This window comes from Agrobacterium sp. 6Ca8 (genome assembly GCF_055382765.1).
Genome location: NZ_AP026433.1, coordinates 1918979 through 1932346, shown reverse-complemented (window position 1 = coordinate 1932346; position 13368 = coordinate 1918979). Strand labels below are relative to the sequence as shown.

Here is a 13368-nt window from a genome sequence, read left to right as displayed (position 1 = left end):
GTTCCTACCGGCCCTCACGCCACCAGAGCGCGGAGAAAGCAAGGAGCAGGGCGGCAAGCCCGGCAAAACCGGCAAACAGCGGTAGGGTATTGACACCTTTCAGCACCGTCTCGTCGGTCATGCGTATCAGCATGCGATCCTCATCGGCAACCCTGATATCGCCTCTGACAGGCAGTATATCGGGCAGTGCCACGCGACCCGAATTGTCGGCGACACGGTGCACGCTGCCCTTGGTGGCGTCGGCAAGCGGCTTCAGCGTTTCGGTTGTCGAAATCATTGCCTTGAATTCCGGCGCATCCACCGCGCCGACATGGACGAGCGTAGTGAAATCGCCGTTCTTGATTTCGAACAGGCCGGTCTCGTCCATGCGACGCTCGATCTTGTAGAGACCGGGCTCGGTATTGTTGAAGGCAATGTTTTCGGTTTTGCCCGAGGGGAAATGCACGCTTGCCTGACCGGGGTCGTCGCCGATGGTCTGGCGGGTAATTTGCAATGTGCGGCCGTTGGCGCGCGCCGTCAGCGCCTCTTCCTCAAGCTCCGGTTCCTTCATCAGCCAGTGGGCGATACGCCGGTAAAGTGCCACATGCGGGCCGCCGCCTTCGTAGCCACGCGCCCAAAGCCAGCCTTGATCGGAAAGCAGCATGGCGACACGGCCTTCACCTTGGCGGTTCAGCACCAGCAGCGGGTCCTGCCCGTCACCCAGCATCACGGTCTGGCCCTGCGGCGGCTCGACGCTGACGGTGCGGAACCAGCGGCCCCAGTGCGGCGGCTCATCGCCCGACCCTTCCAGCCCACGGGTAACGGGGTGTTTCTTGCCCGCTTCCGAGAGGCGGGGATAAAAGGCGGACTGATGCACCTGGCCTGTCGGCTGGGCCGGCAGCACGGATGCAAGCGGCGTCATGGCGATCGAATCCTGACCGGCATGTTCCGGGCCGGCTGCGATCAAGAGCGCGCCGCCCTTTTCGACATATTGCGCGATGTAATCGTAATAGAGGATCGGCAGCACGCCGCGATGTTGGTAGCGGTCAAAGATAATGAGGTCGAAATCCTCGATCTTTTCCACGAACAATTCGCGTGTGGGGAATGCGATCAGCGACAGCTCGTTGATCGGCGTACCGTCCTGTTTTTCCGGCGGGCGCAGAATGGTGAAATGCACCAGATCAACCGAGGCGTCGGATTTCAGGAGGTTGCGCCAGGCGCGCTCGCCCGCATGCGGCTCGCCGGAGACCAGCAGCACGCGAAGGTTCTGGCGGATGCCTTCGATCAGGTGAACCGCACGGTTGTTCGCGGCCGTCACTTCGCCGGGAAGCTCGGCGACGGAAAATTCCATGATATTGTTGCCGCCGCGCGGAACCTTGAAAGTGAAGGGTGTCGGCTGGCCGGGTGTGGCCTGCAAGGTGGCGATTTCTTCGCCGTTCATCTTCACGGTTACTTCCGCCGAGCCACCGCCTGCGGCTGCACGGCCATCATCGAAGACGCGCAGCGTCAGTTGCTGTTCCTCGTTGACGATGCCAAAGCGGGGCGCGCGGACTATCTCGATACGGCGGTCGAATTCATCGGCCTTGCCGGTGATCAGCCCGTGGAGGGGAGCGCGGAAACCAAGCGCCTGTTCGGCATTGGGCAGAGCATTCGGAATATCGTGGATCTGGCCATCGCTGAGGAAAATCGCACCGCCGACGCGGGAGGGTGAAACATCCGAGACGGCGGAGGAGAGGGCCGAGAAAAGCTGCGTCGAAGGTGAATCGCTCTCACCATCATCACGCACTTCCACGATGCGCGGTTCGATGCGCGGGAAGCGCGACAGCCGGTCTCTCAGCGCGGCAAGCGCCGTATCCGTCATCTGCGGTCGGTCCTGCACGTCCTGGCTCTGCGATCGATCGACGATAACGGGGACGATTGTGGAGAGAGGCTCGCGTTCCTCCTGCGTCAAAAGCGGATTGGCGATGGCGGCAAGCAGGGCGACAAGCGCCAGCCCGCGCAGCCATGCGCCGCGCACGCCGCGCCACAGGCCGATGAAGGAGAGGAGAAGGGCGGCGACGGCCAGAACGGCAATCACGATCCACGGCAGGAAGGGGGCGAATGTCAATGTCATGTCACTGCCCCAACCGTTCGAGAAGTGCTGGAACGTGTACCTGATCGGCCTTGTAGTTGCCGGTCAGCATATACATCATGATGTTGACGCCAGAGCGAAACGCATGTTCGCGCTGCAACTCGTCCGGCGGCACAGTGGGCAGCACCGGTGCGCCCTGCGCATCGACGGCCCATGCGCCGGCAAAATCATTGCCTGTTATCATGATCGGCGTCACGCCATCGCCGGAGGAAGAGAGGCCGGAGGTAGTCTTTGCCGCCCCCTGGCGCGATTCCACCCAGAGCGGCGAGCCGTTGTAACGGCCGGGGAAATTGGTGAGCAGGTAGAAAGACCGCGTCAGGACGTGGTCTTCCGGCACGGGCTCCAGCGGCGGAATATCGATATTGGCGAGGATCGCCTGCAAACGTTCGCCATTGGGGCTGGTCGCGCCAGTGTCGAGCGACGAAAACTGATCGCGCGTGTCGAACAGAACGGTGCCACCGGCGCGCATATAGGCATCGATACGCGATATGGCAGCGCTCGACGGCATGGGGGCGGAGGCCGACACCGGCCAGTAGATGATCGGGTAAAAGGATAATTCATCCTTGGATATGTCGAGGCCGACCGGCCGGCCGGGCTCCAGCGTCGTGCGCCAGGTCAGGAATTCGCTCAACCCCTGCAAACCCTGTTCGGAAATGCGGTCGACATCGTCCTCGCCGGTGCGGACATAGGCGAGATGCGTCGTGTCCAGCCGCTCGAAAATCTGCTCGTCACCGGGTTTGGGGTCGTCGGCGCGCGCATCGCTCGGGGACATCGCGGCGAAGGCGCCAATGGCCAGCAGCACGGTGGCAGCTGTGGCGCTGCGGGCTTTCGGCAGGCGTGCGAAGGCGCCGTTCATGAAGAGCACGATGAGACTGTCGGCAATCAACATCAGGAAGGCGGCGATGAACAAGGCCGGGCGCAGCGATTTTGCCGTTTCGCCGATCAGTGCCTCGCTGGTGGTGTTGACACCGGCGAGCGAGGTATCGAGCGGGCGAAGCGTGGCGCCAGCCGGTAGAAGATTGAGAGCCACGAAACCATCCTCTGTGCCGTAAAGGCCGGGGGGATTGTCGAAACCGGTGCGGGGAGCCTGACCGGGGCGCATTTCCAACGGCCGGGCGGAGCCGACATCGGCTGACAAAGCACCTTCGGCCGTCAGTAGCCGGAAGGGCGGTAATGCTGCGGCCGGGGCATTCGCGGAGGTGGAAGCACCGCCTGCCTTGGACAATTGCACGATACGGCGCAACATATCGACGAAGTGGCCTGATATCGGCAGGTCGGACCAGCTTGCCTCGGCGCTGACATGGAACAGCACGATGCGGCCCGCTTCGACATTGCGGGTGGTGACGAGTGGCGTGCCGTCGGCAAGGCTCGCCCAGGTGCGCTCGGCAAGATCCGGTGTCGGTTCGGCCAGAACCTGCCGTTTTACGAGCACGCCATCGGCCTTCGGCATTCCGGCAAAGGCGCCGAAATTCGGGAAATCGGCAAGCGGCTGTGGCTCGGCCCATGAGAGCGCGCCGCCAAGTGCGCGTTCACCCTGCCGCAACGTCACCGGCACCAGCGGATCATTGGTGGGGGCTGCGGCAAGGCGCGGTCCGGCAAAACGGATCAGCGTGCCGCCGGCGGCAAGCCAGCGCTGCATCGGCTCATAGGTTTCCTGCGGCAGACGTCCGATATCGGCCATGACGATGACGGAAGGATTGGATTGCAGGATTTCCGGGATCGCCTGCGCAAGATCTGCCTGTCGTTGCGGGATGAGATCGACAAAAGGCTGAAGGGCGCGGCTGATGTAATAAAGCGGCTGCAGCAGCGGCTGGAAATCATTTCCGGTTTCACCGGCCAGCAGCGCCACGCGGCGGCGGCGGAAACCGTCATCCAGAAGATGCACCGCGCCCGCCGTCGAAACTGCCTCGATGGAGAGGCGGGCGAAGTCGTTGCGCAATTCGAAAGGGGCTTCCACCGTCGCCGTCGTTTCCGCTTCGCCGGGGGCGAAACTGGCGGTGCCAGTGGCAAGGATGCGGCCCTGGCTGTCCTGCGCATTGACGGTCAACCGGCTGGGGGAGGCCGTGTCGAGCCGCGATAGCGTGACGCTCATCGCATCGGCATTGTTGGTGGCGCCGGTAATGGCGGCGATGGATTTCCCATCACCCGTGACGATGCGGAACTCGGCAGCTGAGAGGCTGGCCAGCGTTTTGAGTGCGCTTTCATCCTGCGCGGTGGCAACGCCGTCGGCAATATAGGCGAGCGTGCCGGGGGAGGTGCCGTTCAGCGCCTCGGTAATGGCTTCCGCCGTGCGCACGCGGTCCGGCGCAAGAGGCTTCGGCTTGGCGGCGGCGAGCTTGTCCAGCGCCACCGCCGTGGTGGCTGGCACGGCGTCATGTTCGGCATCTGCGGTGAAGCTGATGGAAACGGGGCGATCGGCCCTTTCCGCATCGCCGATCAGGGCCTGAGCGGTTTCGACGCGTCTCTGCCAATCAGTTGCGGAGGCCCAGCTATTATCGACCACAAGCACCAGGGGACCAGTGCCGGCAATGCTGTTGTTGCGGGGGTTCACCACCGGATCGGCCAGCGCGAAAATCACGGCGGCGGCGAGCGCCATGCGCAGCAATGTCAACCACCACGGGCTTTTCGAGGGCGTTTCCTCGCGCTTCAGCACGGTGGCCAGAATTTTCAGCGGCGGAAAAACTTCCGCCTTGGGGCGCGGCGGGGTGAGCCGCAGCAGCCACCAGATGGCTGGCAATGCCAAAAGGCCGAAGAGAATATAGGGGCTGGTGAAGACGAAGGGCAATGCGCTCATCGGTTGCCACCGCCTTGCGCGGGCGCACCGGACAAATACATGTGAACAGCCACAAGCGCCTCGGAGGCGAGATGATCGGTGCGGTGAAACACGAAATTCCAGCCTAGACGGCGCAGCGAAGAAGACAGCGCTTCGCGGCGGGCGAGATAGGCGCGGGTATAATCCTCGCGAATCGTTTCCGCGCGGCCGGAGACGAGTTTTTCACCGGTTTCCGGGTCGGTAAATTCGGTGCGGCCCGAATAGGGGAAGGTTTCTTCGGCCGGATCGGCGATTTCCACCACATGGCCGCGCAAGCCGCGCCGCGCGAGTGGCGAAATCCGCTCCATGACGTTTTTCGCATCGTCGAGAAAATCGCCTATGAGGACGATGTCGCTTGCACCGCGGATCATGCCCGTTTCCGGCATGCCTGTGGTGAGCGGCGCGTGCATGATGGCGGCAGCCAGACGTTCGGCGGCGTTTCTGGCTGAGATGGGCTCCATGATACCGGGACAACCTATGCGCTCGCCCGAGCGCGCAAGGATTTCCGCCAGCGCCAGCATCAGCACCAATGCGCGGCTTTCCTTGGAAACGGAGCCGAGGGTGGATTTGAACATCATCGACGGCGACATGTCGGCCCACAGCCAGATGGTGTGGGCAGCTTCCCATTCCCGATCGCGCACATAGGTGTGGTCGTCGCGGGCCGAGCGTCGCCAGTCGATGCGCGACAGGCTCTCGCCTTCGGCATAGGGGCGGAACTGCCAGAAATTCTCGCCAATGCCGCGCTTGCGGCGGCCGTGCCAGCCGGCGGTGACGGTGTTGGCGATGCGCTTGGCTTCGACCATGCAGCCCGGCACCAGTGCGGCACGCTGGCGCGCGCGCGCCAGGACTTCGCTACCCGGTGTCTTATCTACGATCTGGCCGATGGATGCCACAGGCACTCCTTTCGAGAAAGCTTAGGCAGATGTCAGAGCGGCGGGCCGCTCCGAGTTTTTGTCGAGCATCGGATTTTCCGAAAACAGCGTCACACTTTTCGGTCCGATGCCTTAGTTCTTCGCCTGCTCCACAAGGGCTGCGATGACATCGCGCACCGACATGCCTTCGGCGCGGGCGGCGAATGTCAGCGCCATGCGGTGCTCCAGCACCGGTTCGGCCAGCGCATAGACATCGTCCAGCGACGGCGCGAGCCTGCCTTCGTAAAGCGCGCGGGCGCGTGCCGTCAGCATCAGGGACTGGCCGGCGCGGGGACCCGGGCCCCAGACAACGTGTTTGTCGGTCAATTTGTTGCCGTGGCCGGGGCGGGCAGAGCGGACAAGCGAAAGGATCGCGTCCACAACCTTGTCGCTGACCGGCATCTGGCGGATGAGGGCCTGGATTTCCATCATGCGTTCGGCGTCGATAACCTTGCGTGCCTCGCCCGATGCGGTGCCTGTCGTGTCGAGCAATATCTGGCGTTCGGCGGCAAGCTCGGGATAGCCGACATCCACCTGCAGCAGGAAGCGGTCAAGCTGCGCTTCAGGCAGTGGATAGGTGCCTTCCTGTTCCAGCGGGTTCTGGGTTGCGAGAACGTGGAAGGGTTTCGGCAGGTCGTAACGCTGGCCGGCCATGGTGATGTGATATTCCTGCATGGCCTGCAGCAGTGCGGACTGCGTGCGCGGGCTGGCGCGGTTGATTTCATCCGCCATCAGCAATTGCGCAAACACCGGACCTTTTATGAAGCGGAAGGAGCGCCGCCCGTTTTCATCCTGATCCATGACTTCGGAGCCGAGAATATCCGATGGCATGAGGTCCGGTGTGAACTGGATGCGGTTGGCATCGAGCCCGAGAACCGTTCCGAGCGTGGTGACGAGCTTGGTCTTGGCAAGCCCGGGAACGCCGACGAGCAACGCGTGGCCGCCCGAGAGTATGGCGAGAAGCGTGTTCTGCACCACTTTTTCCTGGCCGAAGATGACCTTGGATACCTCCGCGCGGATCGCGGCAATATCCGAAAGCGCCTTTTCGGCCGAGGCGACGATGGCTTTTTCGTCGAGGGTTTCGCCGGTATTCATCACGCCCATGTCGCTCTCCTCATACCTTTGCCGCCGACCCATTCCTGCCCCAATCTTGATGGCCATTGGCCGGGGCGGATTTCGCGCTGCAACTAGCTTATTGCTCTCTTGGCCGCTGACAAGCGCCATTCGAATGACTATGTCGTGACTTAGTATTTCCTTATCGGCAAAGCGAGACTCGAATATGGCAGCGGAGACGATAAATTCGGCAAGCGATGCAGCAGGGCTTGCGGCGATGATTTCCCGCGCCGCCGAGCAGACCGGCGACGCCAAACGTGGACCTGCGCCGGTGGAGCGCTGGAATCCCCCCTTTTGCGGCGATCTCGACATGGAAATCCGCGCAGACGGCACCTGGTTCTATATGGGTACGCCCATTGGCCGGGCGCCGCTGGTGCGGCTGTTTTCCACGGTCCTGCGCAAGGATGACGACGGCAAGACCTATCTTGTAACTCCTGTGGAAAAAGTCGGCATCCGCGTGGTGGATGCTCCTTTCGTGGCCGTCGAGATGAAGGTGACGGCGGGCGAGAAGGATGGCGGGCCGCTGCTGACCTTCCGCACCAATGTCGGCGATGTGGTGGAGGCCGGGCCGGAGCATCCGCTACGCTTTACGATTTTCGGAGAAAACCGCGAATTGAAACCCTACATTCTGGTGCGCGGCAGGCTGGAGGCGCTCGTCTCGCGGGCGGTGATGTATGATCTCGTGGCACTCGGCGAGGTGATCGATGTGGACGGTGTCGAGATGTTTGCCGTGCGCTCGGGCGGGGTTGTCTTTCCCGTGATGCCCGCCAATGAACTGGAACGGCTTTCGCAATGACAATGACGACAACCCGCCTTGAAACTTTTACCGCCGCCGATTTCCGCCGCCGGGTGCTGGAGGAAGGCAAGGGCGTGGCGGAACGCGAGAATGGCGATCATCTGCTCAATCCGGGCGTGGTGCTTTCGGGAAACGGCATAAGGCTGAAGGACGCCGCCGTGCTGGTGCCTGTCATCGACGACGGCAACGAAGCGCGGGTGATCTTCACCCAGCGCACCGCAACCCTGCGCAAACATTCCGGCCAGATTTCCTTTCCGGGCGGTGGCATCGATGCCGGGGACCGCACACCGGAAGAGGCGGCCCTGCGCGAGACGGAGGAGGAGATCGGCCTCTCGCGATCTTTCGTGGAAACAGTCGGGCGTCTGCCGGATTATATTTCCGGTACCGGTTTTCGCATCAAGCCGGTGCTGTCAGTCGTTCGTCCCGGCTTTGACCTGACGCTCAATCCCACGGAAGTGGATGAGGTTTTCGAGGTGCCGCTGTCTTTCCTGATGGACCCAGCCAATCACGGGCGCGGCAGCCGCATCTTTCAGGGGAAGGAGCGGTTTTTCTACGAAATGCCCTATGGCGAGCGCTACATTTGGGGCATTACGGCGGGCATCGTGCGGACGATTTACGAGAGGTTTTATTCATGAGCAGCCTTGCCGGGCGGGACTGGTTTGAAAAGCCGGCGCTGAAGCGCATCTTCGCGCTGTTGAACGCCGATGGCGGCGAGGTGCGGATCGTCGGCGGCGCCGTGCGCAATGCGCTGATGGAACAACCGGTCGTCGATGTCGATATGGCGACGACGCTTACCCCCGATGTGGTGGTTGAGCGCGCCAAGGCGGCGGGCATCAAGGCGGTACCGACCGGTATAGAACACGGTACGGTGACGCTGGTGATCGACGGCGAAGGTTTTGAGGTGACGACGCTGCGCCGCGATGTCGAGACCAATGGCCGCCATGCGCAGGTCGCTTTTGGCACAGACTGGCAGATCGATGCCGAACGGCGCGATCTCACCATCAACGCACTTTACGCTGACGAGAAGGGCAAGATCATCGACCTCATCGATGGCCTTCCCGACATTGAAACCGGCACGGTGCGTTTCATCGGCGATGCGGCAATGCGGATTTCGGAAGATTATCTGCGGATTCTTCGCTTCTTCCGCTTTTTCGCCCATTATGGTTCCGGTCGTCCCGATGCCGATGGCTTGCGCGCCAGTGCGCGAGCCAAGGACAAGCTGGGGACGCTCTCGGCCGAGCGGGTGTGGAGCGAGCTGAAAAAGCTGCTTTCCGCGCGCGATCCCTCCCGCGCCTTGCTGTGGATGCGGCAATCCGGCGTGTTGGCGGAAATTCTTCCCGAAACGGAAAAATGGGGTATCGACGCCATTCACGGGCTGGTGGCAACCGAACAGGCGCTTGGCTGGACAGTTGACCCGATGCTGCGGCTCGCTGCGATAGTGCCGCCCGACAGGGAGAGGCTAGCGGCGCTTGCTGCGCGGCTGCGGCTGTCCAAGGCTGAAGCTGCATATCTTGCCCACTGGGCTTCCGCGCCGGTGATCGATCCAGAGATGAAGGAGACGGCGCTAGACCGGCTGCTTTACCGGCAGGGCGTTGACGGTGTGAAGACGCGGCTGAAACTGGCGCTTGCCTCGGCCCGCGCCGACCTTTCGGGCGGTGAGGCGGCGATGCAGAAAGTCGCGCGACTTTCTACGCTGCTGACGAGAGCGAACAAGTTCCACAAGCCCGGCTTTCCGTTAAGCGGCGCTGATGTGATGGCCGCGGGCGTGGAATCCGGTCCGAAGGTAGGCGAGGTGCTGAAAAGCCTCGAAGAAAAGTGGATCGACGTCAATTTCTCGCTAGACCGGGCAGCGCTGACCGCCCGGCTGAAAGATATGCTGGAGAATTGAGATCGCAGTGCCGGAGGCGTTGCGGCTCAGGCCGCATTTGCCTCGTCGCGGATGCGGGATTTGATGTTTTCGATCATGTTTTCGCGAATGATGGTTTCGCCGTGGGCCGATCGCATATGTTCCACGGTGCGGCGCACGACTTCCGCGTCGTCATCCGCGCGGGTGTGCCAGGCACAGCCGGGCACGAGCGTTCCACATTCAAACAGTCTCATGGTCTTGCCTCCCTGTTTTAGACAGAGGGACAGCCTGCAAATGCCTGCTGTCCCTCTGACAAGAAACGAACGGTCGCCGCTAATGTTCCAGAGCGGCGTCCGCTGACCCTGTTCAGGCCCTATTCGGGCATCGCCCAGCACTGGAAAACAGAGGATGTGCCGGCTGCCGGGATTTTTGTACGAGGCATTTCGTCATTGTCGGCCCGCGTCACCGCTTTTCCGGCAAGCGTGCGTTTTACCTGTTCGACATAAAAGGAATGCGGCAGTTCGCGATCGCCGGTGGCACGCATTTCCGCTGCCAGGCGGTCGATCAAATCAGGGGTATCGATGGAATGCGAGGCTCCCTCAGCGGAAGCGGATATAGGCATGCTGTTCGAAGTAATCATGACGATAGCTCCTCCAGTACGTCTGCACGCAGGAGATTATCATTGCCTTTATTTTTCCATAAGTCCTAATTTGCGCGATTTGCGCCCAAATTCCTGACGGGCGTCAAATTTACGTGAGTATTTCAGGGCCACCGGACCACGGGCGGCAGGGAAGACAGAATCGATTCGACATTGCCGCCGGTCTTGAGGCCGAAGATCGTGCCGCGGTCGTAAAGCAGGTTGAATTCCACATAGCGGCCACGGCGAATAAGCTGCTCGTCGCGGTCCTCTTCCGTCCAGGGCTGGTTAAAGTTGGACCGCACGATTTTTGGGTAGACCAGGTTGAAGGCGCGGCCAACATCCTGCACGAAGGCGAAATTGGCGTCCCAGCCGCCCTTTTCCTCTTCCGGGTGCAGCCAGTCGAAAAAGATGCCGCCGGTGCCGCGCGGCTCGTTGCGGTGCTTGAGGAAGAAGTACTCGTCGCACCACGACTTGTAGCGCGGATAGTCGGCCACGGGATGGCGGTTACAGGTGATCTCGAAGCCGCGGTGGAAAAGCTGGGTGTCCGGATCCTGTTCCGTCCGCCGGCGTCCAAGCACGGGCGTCAGGTCCGCGCCGCCGCCGAACCAGTGGCTGGTGGTGACGACCATGCGGGTATTCATATGAACAGCCGGCACATTGGGATTGACCGGATGGGCGATCAGCGAAATGCCCGAGGCCCAGAAGCTCGGGTCTTCTTCCGCGCCCGGTATCTGCTGGCGGAATTCCGGCGAGAACTCACCATAGACGGTGGAGGTGTGGACGCCGACCTTTTCGAAGACGCGGCCCTCCATCATCGACATCTTGCCGCCGCCGCCCGCGCCATTGTCGCGCAGCCAGTCCTTCTGCACGAAGCGTCCCGGTTCCTGATCGGCGAGCGGGCCGCTCAGCTCGTCTTCAAGGGTTTCGAAGGAGGCAACGATGGTGTCGCGCAGATGCTGGAACCAGGCCTGGGCGGCGGCCTTCTTGTCTTCTATGTCCTCGGGCAAGCCCTTCGGCAAAGATGGCCGTTCCATGCATGTTCTCCTTTGGTGAAGTCGATTCCCTGTCGCATCTAGCAGGTGCTGGCCTTGCGCACAAATTCGACTCGCCAAGTTCACATGCGGGCACTATCTTTAGCGATGTAGGTGCCAGAGGTGAATATCATGACGAAATTTGCCGGACCGCCGCCCCTGGACGGGCTGAAGCGCAGGATCGCCAATCACCGCAAGGCGCGTGAAAGTGACGGCGGCGATCCGATGCGCAACGGCATGTTCGTGCGGCAGACCTTTTGTCTCAACCGTGAAGAAGCCCGTGCCAAGGCGCGCGAGTGGTTCGACAGTTTTCCGAAGGCCGCCTATTGGACCGAAGTGGAAAGCTGGCGGCAGCTGGAAGGCGACCGCATCGAATTCACCATGCGGCGGCTTCCTTCGGCAGACTAAGCTTTAAGCACGCGGTTCGGCGTAACGCAGGCGGCTTTCAATCAAAACGCCGCTTTCATCCAGAATGGGATGGGCAACAGACACGATATGGGCGTTTATGCGCTTCAGGTCGCGCAGCATGTCGAGATGCAGTGAACTCGTCTGCATGCTTTCCGTCAGCCCATCGCGCAGCCGCTCCAGATGGCGGTTGGACGACTGTTTTTCGAGGCGGCGTATATCCACCTTGCTTTCCATCAGCCGGCGGGCGAGATCGAAATCGCCGGTCACCAGAATGCTCTGGGCAGCCCGCAGATTTTCGATTGTCATGTCGAACAGCGTCTTCAGCTCCTCATAACCGTCGTCGGAAAATTTGAAGCTGTTCAGCACTTTCTTGCGGATCTGCTCGCAAATGCCTTTTTCGATGATGTCGCCGATATGTTCGAGATTGATCGCGTAATCGATGATGGCGATCGAACGGCGCGCTTCGTCGTCTGCAAGCCCTTTGCGCCCCAGTTGGGAAAGATAGACCTTCACCTCCTGCTGACGGTGATCGACCTTCTTTTCGAGCAGGGACACTTCCTGAAGGGGTGCCAGATCATTATGCTTGAAGGCGTTTTCGGCGCGGATCAGCATGCGCTCGATAGCATCGCCGACGCTCAAGACCTCACGCGTGGCATTGGCGAGCGCCACAACAGGCGTATCCAGCGCCTGCTGATCGAGGAAATTCGGGCCATCTTCGGCTTTCGGATCGCCCGGCACCAGCTTTGCCATCAGGTCGGATATGAGGGCTGAGAACGGCCAGGCAACCGCTGCCAGAATGACATTGAAGATGAGATGCGCATCAACAGGCAATTTGGCGGGCGAAAGCGGCAATTGCTGCAAAAGCGTTGCGCCATAGGATGCGAGTGGCATGGCGATGAGGCAGCCGATGGTGCGCACCACAAGGTTGCCGATGGTGATGCGCCGCGCCGAGGCCGGGCCGGAGAGCGTGGCGATGACCGGCGGAATGGCGCCGCCGAGATTGGCGCCGAGAATGAGAACGATGATGAGACCGGCGGACAGCGTGCCGGTAGCAGCAAGCGACAGGATAAGCACCACGACAGCGAGGCTGGAGGAGGAGACGAAGGCCAGCACGGCGGAGAAGATCAACGCGACGGGCCATGCGCCATCAAGCAGACCGATGAAGACGCCAAGGGCTGGCGAGGCACGCATCGGTTCGGTCGCGCCGCTCAACAGATGCAATGACAGAAGCATCAGGCCGATGCCGATGACCGCGGTTCCGCCACCTTGTCGGGCGTTTGAGCTACCCTTTTTGAGCACGATACCGGAGAGGATCAGCAGTGGCGACAGCCACTCCACACCGGCCGCGACAATCCAGGCGGTGACGGCGGTGCCGACATTGGCGCCGAGCAGCACGACCTGCGCCATGCGCGGCTTTATGAGATCGCGTTCTGCGAAGGAGGCGACGGTAAGCGCGGTTGCCGTCGAGCTTTGCAGCGCGACAGTGGCGAAAAAGCCGGAAAAGAAGGAACGCGGGCCGCTCTGGGTGCCCGTCGCCAATACACTTCGCAGTTTCATGCCGAAGGCACGGGTAACCCCATCCTTGACCTGGGCAAGACCAAAGAGCAGCAGCGCGACTGCGCCGAGAAGGTTGACGATGACAATGGTGGATTGCATGCGACGTCTCCTCACACCCGCCGGCGGATGGTTGCGGCGAGGGCG

Annotated in this window: 12 protein-coding genes; 4 read left to right on the top strand and 8 right to left on the bottom strand. The window is 61.7% G+C overall.

Annotation, left to right across the window (positions count from 1 at the left end):
- Positions 1-4 precede the first annotated feature (4 nt).
- The 4 genes from ACZ5A6_RS09645 to ACZ5A6_RS09630 all read right to left on the bottom strand — a co-directional run bounded on the left by ACZ5A6_RS09645 (position 5) and on the right by ACZ5A6_RS09630 (position 6937).
- Positions 5-2092: a hypothetical protein gene (locus ACZ5A6_RS09645; RefSeq protein WP_174061034.1), complete on the bottom strand. Its 2088-nt coding sequence runs from the start codon at positions 2090-2092 to the stop codon at positions 5-7.
- Position 2093: 1 nt separating this feature from the next.
- The gene (locus ACZ5A6_RS09640; protein WP_174061035.1) at positions 2094-4904 is read right to left on the bottom strand and encodes a DUF4159 domain-containing protein; all 2811 of its coding nucleotides are present in this window, start codon (positions 4902-4904) and stop codon (positions 2094-2096) included.
- Positions 4901-5815 carry a DUF58 domain-containing protein gene (locus ACZ5A6_RS09635; protein WP_174061036.1) on the bottom strand — a complete coding sequence of 305 codons (915 nt, stop codon included), beginning with the start codon at positions 5813-5815 and terminating at the stop codon, positions 4901-4903. The genes ACZ5A6_RS09640 and ACZ5A6_RS09635 overlap by 4 nt, the downstream gene beginning before the upstream one ends.
- 111 nt (positions 5816-5926) lie before the next feature.
- Positions 5927-6937 carry an AAA family ATPase gene (locus ACZ5A6_RS09630; RefSeq protein WP_003513541.1) on the bottom strand — a complete coding sequence of 337 codons (1011 nt, stop codon included), beginning with the start codon at positions 6935-6937 and terminating at the stop codon, positions 5927-5929.
- Positions 6938-7112: 175 nt separating this feature from the next.
- Here ACZ5A6_RS09630 and ACZ5A6_RS09625 point away from each other — a divergent pair, with 175 nt between their 5' ends.
- Genes ACZ5A6_RS09625 through ACZ5A6_RS09615 form a run of 3 tightly spaced genes read left to right on the top strand, consistent with a single transcriptional unit; the run spans position 7113 to position 9630 of the window.
- Complete coding sequence (locus tag ACZ5A6_RS09625; protein WP_013636611.1) at positions 7113-7742, top strand: DUF1285 domain-containing protein; 630 nt, start codon at positions 7113-7115, stop codon at positions 7740-7742.
- Positions 7739-8377, top strand: coding sequence for an NUDIX hydrolase (locus ACZ5A6_RS09620; RefSeq protein ID WP_174061037.1), 639 nt, complete (start codon positions 7739-7741; stop codon positions 8375-8377). Before ACZ5A6_RS09625 ends, ACZ5A6_RS09620 begins: the two co-directional genes overlap by 4 nt.
- Positions 8374-9630, top strand: coding sequence for a CCA tRNA nucleotidyltransferase (locus tag ACZ5A6_RS09615; protein WP_174061038.1), 1257 nt, complete (start codon positions 8374-8376; stop codon positions 9628-9630). Before ACZ5A6_RS09620 ends, ACZ5A6_RS09615 begins: the two co-directional genes overlap by 4 nt.
- A gap of 26 nt (positions 9631-9656) precedes the next feature.
- Here ACZ5A6_RS09615 and ACZ5A6_RS09610 read toward each other — a convergent pair whose 3' ends face one another.
- The 3 genes from ACZ5A6_RS09610 to hemF form a co-directional block, all read right to left on the bottom strand.
- Positions 9657-9842, bottom strand: coding sequence for a DUF1059 domain-containing protein (locus tag ACZ5A6_RS09610; protein ID WP_003513537.1), 186 nt, complete (start codon positions 9840-9842; stop codon positions 9657-9659).
- Between the two features lie 119 nt (positions 9843-9961).
- The gene (locus ACZ5A6_RS09605; RefSeq protein WP_111790668.1) at positions 9962-10228 is read right to left on the bottom strand and encodes a hypothetical protein; all 267 of its coding nucleotides are present in this window, start codon (positions 10226-10228) and stop codon (positions 9962-9964) included.
- A gap of 122 nt (positions 10229-10350) precedes the next feature.
- Entirely contained in the window at positions 10351-11262 is a 912-nt protein-coding gene (gene hemF / locus ACZ5A6_RS09600) for an oxygen-dependent coproporphyrinogen oxidase (RefSeq protein WP_111803779.1), read from the bottom strand.
- 129 nt (positions 11263-11391) lie between these two features.
- Between hemF and ACZ5A6_RS09595 the strand changes: the two genes are divergently transcribed.
- The gene (locus ACZ5A6_RS09595; RefSeq protein ID WP_003513530.1) at positions 11392-11667 is read left to right on the top strand and encodes a hypothetical protein; all 276 of its coding nucleotides are present in this window, start codon (positions 11392-11394) and stop codon (positions 11665-11667) included.
- Between the two features lie 3 nt (positions 11668-11670).
- On the opposite strand, the gene ACZ5A6_RS09590 is transcribed toward ACZ5A6_RS09595, so the two are convergent.
- Positions 11671-13323 (bottom strand): Na/Pi cotransporter family protein, encoded by a 1653-nt coding sequence (locus tag ACZ5A6_RS09590; RefSeq protein WP_464110918.1) that lies wholly within the window; start codon positions 13321-13323, stop codon positions 11671-11673.
- Positions 13324-13368 lie beyond the last annotated feature (45 nt).

What these genes read in the sequence shown, in the direction of transcription:
- ACZ5A6_RS09610 (WP_003513537.1), bottom strand. Translation starts at nt 9,842, where the DNA reads ATGAGACTGTTTGAATGTGGAACGCTCGTGCCCGGCTGTGCCTGGCAC.
- ACZ5A6_RS09645 (WP_174061034.1), bottom strand. Translation starts at nt 2,092, where the DNA reads ATGACATTGACATTCGCCCCCTTCCTGCCGTGGATCGTGATTGCCGTT.
- hemF (WP_111803779.1), bottom strand. Translation starts at nt 11,262, where the DNA reads ATGGAACGGCCATCTTTGCCGAAGGGCTTGCCCGAGGACATAGAAGAC.
- ACZ5A6_RS09605 (WP_111790668.1), bottom strand. Translation starts at nt 10,228, where the DNA reads ATGATTACTTCGAACAGCATGCCTATATCCGCTTCCGCTGAGGGAGCC.
- ACZ5A6_RS09590 (WP_464110918.1), bottom strand. Translation starts at nt 13,323, where the DNA reads ATGCAATCCACCATTGTCATCGTCAACCTTCTCGGCGCAGTCGCGCTG.
- ACZ5A6_RS09640 (WP_174061035.1), bottom strand. Translation starts at nt 4,904, where the DNA reads ATGAGCGCATTGCCCTTCGTCTTCACCAGCCCCTATATTCTCTTCGGC.
- ACZ5A6_RS09595 (WP_003513530.1), top strand. Translation starts at nt 11,392, where the DNA reads ATGACGAAATTTGCCGGACCGCCGCCCCTGGACGGGCTGAAGCGCAGG.
- ACZ5A6_RS09630 (WP_003513541.1), bottom strand. Translation starts at nt 6,937, where the DNA reads ATGGGCGTGATGAATACCGGCGAAACCCTCGACGAAAAAGCCATCGTC.
- ACZ5A6_RS09625 (WP_013636611.1), top strand. Translation starts at nt 7,113, where the DNA reads ATGGCAGCGGAGACGATAAATTCGGCAAGCGATGCAGCAGGGCTTGCG.
- ACZ5A6_RS09620 (WP_174061037.1), top strand. Translation starts at nt 7,739, where the DNA reads ATGACAATGACGACAACCCGCCTTGAAACTTTTACCGCCGCCGATTTC.
- ACZ5A6_RS09615 (WP_174061038.1), top strand. Translation starts at nt 8,374, where the DNA reads ATGAGCAGCCTTGCCGGGCGGGACTGGTTTGAAAAGCCGGCGCTGAAG.